Annotated in this window: 8 protein-coding genes; 4 read left to right on the plus strand and 4 right to left on the minus strand. The window is 73.2% G+C overall.

Translation table 11 applies throughout. The features are described 5' to 3' along the window. Positions 1-87 precede the first annotated feature (87 nt). Positions 88-282, minus strand: coding sequence for a hypothetical protein (locus ABGB21_RS06155; RefSeq protein WP_347657439.1), 195 nt, complete (start codon positions 280-282; stop codon positions 88-90). A 144-nt stretch (positions 283-426) separates the two neighbouring features. Between ABGB21_RS06155 and ABGB21_RS06160 the strand changes: the two genes are divergently transcribed. Further along, complete coding sequence (locus tag ABGB21_RS06160) at positions 427-1,992, plus strand: glycoside hydrolase family 3 protein (protein WP_347657427.1); 1,566 nt, start codon at positions 427-429, stop codon at positions 1,990-1,992. A gap of 168 nt (positions 1,993-2,160) precedes the next feature. Then, positions 2,161-2,934, plus strand: a complete 774-nt coding sequence (locus ABGB21_RS06165; protein WP_347657428.1) for a DUF6042 family protein — start codon at positions 2,161-2,163, stop codon at positions 2,932-2,934. Positions 2,935-2,995: 61 nt separating this feature from the next. Here ABGB21_RS06165 and ABGB21_RS06170 read toward each other — a convergent pair whose 3' ends face one another. Genes ABGB21_RS06170 through ABGB21_RS06180 form a run of 3 tightly spaced genes read right to left on the minus strand, consistent with a single transcriptional unit; the run spans position 2,996 to position 5,688 of the window. Further along, positions 2,996-4,102 carry a PQQ-dependent sugar dehydrogenase gene (locus ABGB21_RS06170; RefSeq protein WP_347676703.1) on the minus strand — a complete coding sequence of 369 codons (1,107 nt, stop codon included), beginning with the start codon at positions 4,100-4,102 and terminating at the stop codon, positions 2,996-2,998. A gap of 51 nt (positions 4,103-4,153) precedes the next feature. Next, positions 4,154-4,438: a GNAT family N-acetyltransferase gene (locus tag ABGB21_RS06175; RefSeq protein WP_347657430.1), complete on the minus strand. Its 285-nt coding sequence runs from the start codon at positions 4,436-4,438 to the stop codon at positions 4,154-4,156. Next, positions 4,435-5,688: a cysteine desulfurase-like protein gene (locus ABGB21_RS06180; RefSeq protein ID WP_347657431.1), complete on the minus strand. Its 1,254-nt coding sequence runs from the start codon at positions 5,686-5,688 to the stop codon at positions 4,435-4,437. Before ABGB21_RS06180 ends, ABGB21_RS06175 begins: the two co-directional genes overlap by 4 nt. 75 nt (positions 5,689-5,763) lie before the next feature. On the opposite strand from ABGB21_RS06180, the gene ABGB21_RS06185 reads away from it, so the two are divergent. Both ABGB21_RS06185 and ABGB21_RS06190 read left to right on the plus strand, forming a co-directional pair. Beyond that, entirely contained in the window at positions 5,764-6,126 is a 363-nt protein-coding gene (locus tag ABGB21_RS06185) for a hypothetical protein (RefSeq protein WP_347657432.1), read from the plus strand. Between the two features lie 79 nt (positions 6,127-6,205). Further along, on the plus strand, positions 6,206-7,027 hold the full coding sequence (locus tag ABGB21_RS06190) for a DUF1206 domain-containing protein (RefSeq protein WP_347676705.1): 822 nt from the start codon (positions 6,206-6,208) through the stop codon (positions 7,025-7,027). The last annotated feature ends 128 nt before the right edge of the window (positions 7,028-7,155 follow it).

Below are 7,155 nucleotides of genomic sequence, written 5' to 3' on the forward strand. Positions count from 1 at the left end.
CGGACACAAACGGGGCCGACCCGCGCCGCTTTCGACCTGGCCCCGTGGTGCGAACCCCGGTGGCTTCGGCGACGCGGCTACCGACGGTTACCGGCCGCGTCCGAACATCGACCGGATGGCGGCGACCAGGAGGACGGTGCCGAGGATGGCGCCGACGATCCGGACGCCGGGGATGTCGTACCAGGTGCTCTCGTCGGCGGCGAGCAGCCGGTGGGGTTCCACGCCGAACCGCTTACCGGTTTCCCAGATGTTGTGCGGTGCTTCCCAGATGCTGTGTGGCATGCATGCACTGTCGCACGTAGGGATGCGTTCCGATTAATAGGAAGGTTTCTTGACTATTTTCGGAGCCGGTGTGACCATGGCAGCACCCGCCGCGACCGGGGGGGGTGCTGGCCGTCCATGGTGGAGAGCGGGGGAACAGGCGGGATGAGCGGAACCACAGACAACCTGGCCGGTCTGGCCGCAGCGGTGCTGCAGCCGGGCTTCGTGGGGGCCACCCGCCCGCCGGACTGGGTACGCCGGTGGCTCGGTGAGGGGCTCGGCGGGGTGGTGCTGTTCGCTCGCAACGTGATCGACCACGAACAGGTGGCCGGGCTCACCGCCGCGATGCGGGCGGAGCGTCCCGACGTGCTGGTGGCGATCGACGAAGAGGCCGGGGACGTCACCCGACTCGAATCCCGGCGCGGCAGCTCCCGCCCCGGCAACCTGGCGCTCGGTGCGGTGGACGACCCCGACCTCACCGAGGCGGTGGCCCGTGACCTCGGCGCCGAACTGGCGGCGGCCGGGATCACCCTGAACTACGCCCCGGACGCCGACGTCAACGCCGACCCGGACAACCCGGTGATCGGCGTACGCTCGTTCGGCGCAGACCCGGGCCTGGTGGCCCGACACACCGCGGCCTGGGTACGCGGTCTGCAGTCCGCCGGGGTCGCCGCCTGTGCGAAACACTTCCCGGGACACGGTGACACCAGCGTCGACTCGCACCTCGACATCCCCCGGATCGGTGTGCCCCGTACCCGGCTCGAGGCCTGCGAACTGCCGCCGTTCCGGGCCGCGATCCGGGCCGGCGTACAGGCGGTGATGACCGGCCACCTGCTGGTCCCGGCGATCGACGACGAGTGGCCGGCGACCCTGAGTCGGCGGATCCTGACCGACCTGCTCCGCGAGGAGCTCGGCTTCCAGGGCGCGGTGGTCACCGACGGGATCGAGATGCGCGCGGTCACCCACCGGTACGGCTTCACCGGCGCGGCGGTACGGGCCCTGGTCGCCGGCGCCGACGCGATCTGCGTCGGCGGCGAGCACGCCGAGGAGGCGGACGCGCAACGGCTGCGGGACGCGATCGTCGAGGCGGTGACCACCGGGGTCCTGCCGGAGGAGCGGCTGGTCGAGGCGGCCAAGCGGGTCGGCCAGCTGGCCGCCTGGAGCAGTACCGCGCGGGCCGGACGGTCGGCCTGGGACGGTCCCGGTCCGGACGGTTCCCCGCTCGGGCTGGCCGCCGCCCGCCGGGCGGTACGCCTCACGGTCGGGTCCGGGACGGCCGGCAGCGGCCTGCCGCTCGCCGGGCCGGCGCACGTGGTGGAGTTCGCTCCACCGGACAACATCGCCACCGGCTCGGACACGCCCTGGGGCGTCGGCCTGCCGCTGGCCGCCCTGCTGCCCGGCACCACGACCGTACGGTTGACCGCGGACGAACTGGGCGTGGACCAACTCGGCACCAGTGGTCGGTTGCCGGCCGCGGTGCTGGTGCCGGCCCACGGGCGGCCCCTGGTGCTGGTGGTCCGCGACCTGCACCGCCACGAGTGGATGTCCACGGCGGTACATCGGGTCCTGGCGGGTCGCCCCGACGCGATCGTGGTCGAGATCGGCGTGCCGGAGACCGTGGTCGGCCAGGTGCATCTGGCCACCTACGGGGCGTCCTGGGCGGGCGGCCGGGCCGCCGCCGAGGTGCTCACCGGCCGGGCCGCCGTCGACGTCGGAGTCGCGGCACGCTGAACCGGATCGAGCCGCACCGTCCTGATCGGATCGTGGTTGTCGTCGACCGCCGGCTGACCTGGCAGCGGGGCGGTGTGCCACGCCGTACGGGGGCGGGCTGCCTCCCGGAACGCGCGGGGTAACCTTGGGTGCCCCCACGTGTACGCCGAGTCGCGGTATCGTCCTCCGGTGACCCCTCGCTGGCAGCGGGCCCCCCTCACGCCGTCCTGGATCCGGTGGCTACCCTGCGCCTTCGTCTATCTGACCATCGTGCCTGGTCAGGCCCGGTTCCGGCGCTCGTCGTGGTCCGGCGTCGTGCCCTGGGACGAGGCCGCCTGGTGCGATCCCGGCAGCGTGGAGGAGTGGGTGGCCCGGGCCCGGCGGCGGCGCGCCGGCCGCGATCCCGAACACGCCGAACTGCATGCCCGCGAGCACTACGCCTGGATGGTCAAGGTCCGGGCCACCCGGATCGAACTGTTCGCCGAGATGTGTCACCGGAACAACCTGCCGGTCCCGCACACCGTCCGGGAGCTGCTCTTCTGCCTCGCCGAACTCGGGCTGTTCGAGCTGACCGACGACGGCGACGATCCGTGGGTGCTGCCCCGACTCGACCGCGATCCGCTGGAGGTCCTGCCCCTGTCGCCGGAGGAGCGCGAGTTGGAGGTCCGTGCGCAGCGTGACGACCAGGCCGTCCTGGTGGCGATCGCGATCCGGCGACTCGCCGCCCGGACCCGTCGGCGGTGGCGTCGCCGGGTGGTCACCACCAGCCTGCGCAGTCTCGCCGGCTCCGCCGGGGTCACCGAGGAACAGGCCCGGCGTTCGCTCACCGACCTCGGCGAGATCGCGGCGCTGGGGGTGGCACCCGGCCGGACCGGGGAGAGCCTGCGACTCACCGTGCCGTGGCCCGACTTCCGGCTCCGGTTCCCGTTCGCCGAACTGCCCGCCCCGGAGCACGCGATCTGAACCCGGGGCCGCTGGCGCGCCGGTGGACGCGATCCGCGCCGCCACCGGTCGCCGCGTGGGCTCAGGGGACGAGGCGCAGGATCCGGTCGTCGCCGTCGCGCGGATCGCCACGTCCGTCGCGATTCGAGGTGAGCACCCACAGCGACCCGTCCGGGGCGGCGGCGACGTGCCGGAGGCGGCCGTACTCCCTGGTCAGCAGGGACTCCGGACGCTGCCCGTCGAGGCCGATCCGATAGAGCCGCTGGCCGCGCAGACAGGCCAGCCAGGCGCGGTCGCCGACCACCGCCAGCCCGCTCGGCGACGCCTCGTCGGTGGCCCAGGTGGCCAGCGGCGGGACGAACCGGTCGTCGGAGGAGTCGCCCTCCACCACCGGCCAGCCGTAGTTGCCGCCGGCGGTGATCCGGTTGAGCTCGTCGTAGTGGTTCTGTCCGAACTCGGCGGCGTACAGGGTGCCGTCGGCGGCCCAGCCCAGACCCTGCACGTTGCGGTGTCCGTAGCTGTAGACCGGCGAGCCGGGAAACGGGTTGCCGGGGGCGGGCAGTCCGTCCGGGGTCATCCGCAGGATCTTGCCGGCCAGACTGCTCCGGTCCTGGGAGGCGTCCCGGTCACCGGCGTCACCGGTTCCGGCGTACAGCAGACCGTCCGGCCCGAAGCCGATCCGGCCGCCGTTGTGGGTGCGGGAGCCGCGGGGGATGCCGGTCAGCACCGGCTGTGGCGTCTCGCCGAGGCGTAGCCGGGCGATCCGGTTGTCCCGCGCGGACGTGTAGTAGACGTAGATCCAGCCGTCCCGGGCGTGGTCGGGGGAGACCGCGATGCCGAGCAGCCCACCCTCGCCCTCGGGGGTCGCCTCGTCGATCCGGGCCACCTCGGTCGCGGTGTGTACGCCCGACGGGTCGGCGGCGATCCGGAGGATCCGCCGGCTGTCCCGTTCGGTCACCAGGGCGGAGCCGTCCGGCAGGAAGGCCAGCCCCCAGGGGGCCGCCAGGTCTCCGACGACGGTCCGCACACTCGCGGCCCGGACCCGTGGCGGGTCGGAGACCGACGGATCGGCGAACCAACCCCGCCAGAGGCCGACGCCGACCACCACGGCCCCGACCGCGAGCACCGCGACCGCCGCCGTCGCCATCCGACCCGTCCGGCCCGTCGTGCGCACTCCCGGCTCCGCCACGGGTACGACGGTAGCCGGCGCCCGGCCTTCCCGGGGACCCTCGAAGACCGCTCAGCCGTCGGTGACCACCGAGGTGTACTCGGGGTGGCGTTCGATGAAGCGGAGCAGGAAGGGGCAGGTGACCCGGACCGGTTCGCCCCGTTCGCGGAGCTGGTCGAGGGTGCCCCGGGCCAGGGCGCTGCCGACGCCCTTGCCCTCGTAGCCCGGGTCGACCTCGGTGTGTACGAGAACGATGGTCCCGGACGCGACACGGTAGGCGACGAAACCGGCCAGGCTGTCGTCGATCAGGATCTCGAAGCGGCGTTCGGCGGGATTGTCTTGGACCAGTGTGTTCACCGGACGGATTCTCCCCGTACCAGACCGGATCCGTCGGTGACCCCGGTCACGGTCAGCCGCTCGAGTTCGCCCAGCAGCCGGTCGACGTCCTCGTCGGTGTTGTAGTGGTAGATGCTGGCCCGGACCGCGCCGCCGCTGTCGCGCAGGCCGAGGGCGGTGAAGTACTCGTACGCGTAGTAGTCGCCGGACGAGACGCAGATGCCGCGTTCGCCGAGCGCGGCGGCGGTGTCGGCCGGGGCCTGTCCGGCGATCCGGAACGAGACCGTCGGGCAGCGGTGTCGGGGTGCGCCGTACACGGTGATCCCGGGCAGCGCGGTCAGGCCGGCGAGCAGCCGGGCGAGGAGCTGGTCCTCGTGGGCCCGGGCGGCGGCGAGGCCGGCCCGGAGCCGTTCCCGTCGGTCGCCGGTCGCCGTCGGGTCGAGACCGGCGAGATGGTCCACGGCGGCCCGGACCCCGGCGAGCAGCGGCCAGCCCAGGCTGCCGAACTCGAAGCGCTGCGGCACCCGGTCGGGGGAGGGCAGCAGCTTGGCCGGGTGCAGCTCCGCCCACCGGGCCGGGTCGGCGACCACCGCGGCCACGTGTGGGCCGGACCACTTGTAGGCGCTGGTGACGTAGAAGTCGGCGCCGAGCGCGGCGACGTCGGTGGGACCGTGCGGGGTGGCGTGCACGCCGTCGACGTACACCAGGGCGCCGGCCCGGTGCGCGAGGGCGGCGATCCCGGCCACCTCCGGGACGGTGCCGATCGCGTTGCTGGCGGCGGTCAGCGCGACCAGCCGGGTACGCGGACCGACGAGTTCGGCGTACTGTGCGGTCGGCAGCTCCCCGGTCTCGCGGTCGAACTCGGCCCAGCGGACCACCGCGCCGGTCGCCTCCGCCGCCTGCACCCACGGCCGGACGTTGGAGTCGTGGTCGAGTCGGGAGACCACCACCTCGTCGCCCGGTCGCCACTGTCGACTCAGCGTCCGGGCCACGGTGTACGTCAACGCGGTGGCGCTCGGCCCGAACACCACGCCGTCCGGGTTCCCCCCGACCAGGTCGGCGACCGCCTGGCGGGCCGCCGCGACCAGGTCGCCGGAGCGCCGCCCGGGAACGTGGGCCGGGGTCAGGTTGGCCACCGCGCTGCGCATGGTTCCGGCGACCGCCTCGGCGACGGCGGCGGCGACCTGACTGCCGCCGGCCCCGTCGAAGTGCGTGAATCCCTCGTCCAGCGCCGGGTAGGCGGCCCGGACCCGGTTGATGTCGAACGGCATGTCGGGCACCCTAGCGGGCCGACCGTCGGATCCGGCCCGATGGTCGTCTGGATCACCTTGGGTACCCTTGGTGGGGTGACGAATCCTCCCCAGTACCGCCACATCACCCCCGTCCGTCGGGTCGCCGGCCTGTTCGCCGGTCTGGCTCTCGGTGCGGCTCTGCTGGCCGGCTGCAGTTCCGACGGCGCCAGCACCGACTGTGGGCTGGACGCCTGCACGGTCACGTTCAACCGGGGCGTCGACGCCCAGGCGAGCTTCCTCGGCGTGGAGGCGAAGCTGATCGGCGTCGACGGGGACCGGGTGACCATCGAGGTCGCCGGCGAGCAGTTGACCCTCACCGTTGGCGAGCAGGCCACCGAGGTCGGCGGCATGTACGCCACCGTGCAGAGCGCCGACGCCGACCAGGTGGTGGTCCGGATCGGGCGCAACGCCGGCTGACCTGGGGTCGTGGGTGGCGGGGTCGGGGCCGGTTCGGTCCGGACGTTTGGAAATCTTCGCGGCCGGTCATTGACTGGCCATGTCAGCGACCCAGACCGTGCACGCCGGCGCCGACCGCGCCGCCTACAGCAGAGCACTCGAAGTCCTCGCCCGGGTCGGGTTCGTCGGCTACGGGCTCGTCCACCTGCTCTTCGCCTGGCTGGCGTTGCAGATCGCGTTCGGCCGGCCCTCCGACGACGGTGACCAGTCGGGTGCGTTGCGCACCCTGGCTGCCCAGCCACTCGGCAGGTTCCTGGTCGGCGCGATCGGGATCGGCCTGCTCGCGATGGCGATCTGGCAGGCACTTGAGGCGGCGACCGGGCACCGGGAGTACCGGGGCCGCGAGCGGACCCTGGAGCGGGTCACCTCGGTCGGCCGTACCGTCGTCTACTTCTACTTCGCCTGGACCGCGTTCCAGGTGCTGCGGCATGCCAACTCGTCCAGTGCGGACAAACAGCAGGCGCTCACCGAGAAGCTGATGGAGTCCGGTGGTGGCCGGGCCCTGGTCGGGCTGGCCGGTCTCGGCCTGGCCGCGCTCGGTGCCGGCCTGGTCTGGTACGGGTGGGTGCGGAAGTTCGAACGGCATCTGCGGACCGGCCAGATGGACCACCGGATGCGGACCCTGGCCCGGCGGCTCGGCGTCGCCGGCTACATCGCCAAGGGGGTCGCGTACGGCATCGCCGGCGTGCTGGTGGTGACCGCCGCGCTGACCTACGACCCGGACCGGGCCCGAGGACTGGACGCCGCCCTGCACACGCTGCGTGAGCAGTCGTACGGCGGCTTCCTGCTCACCCTGGTGGCGCTCGGCATCGCCGCCTTCGCCGGGTTCTGTGTGGTCCAGGCGAGGTACCGGAAGGTCTGAGTTCACCTCGACAGATCGGGCTAACTGGGGCATTCTACATTTCTTGCCTGAGGCCCCGGCACAGTCCGTCACGGCAGCGGGCTGGGGCGGCCCCGGGTCGCCCACCCCCCGGCCGGGGAAATGCACAT

The organism is Plantactinospora sp. B24E8 (assembly GCF_039871735.1).
Taxonomy (GTDB): domain Bacteria; phylum Actinomycetota; class Actinomycetes; order Mycobacteriales; family Micromonosporaceae; genus Plantactinospora.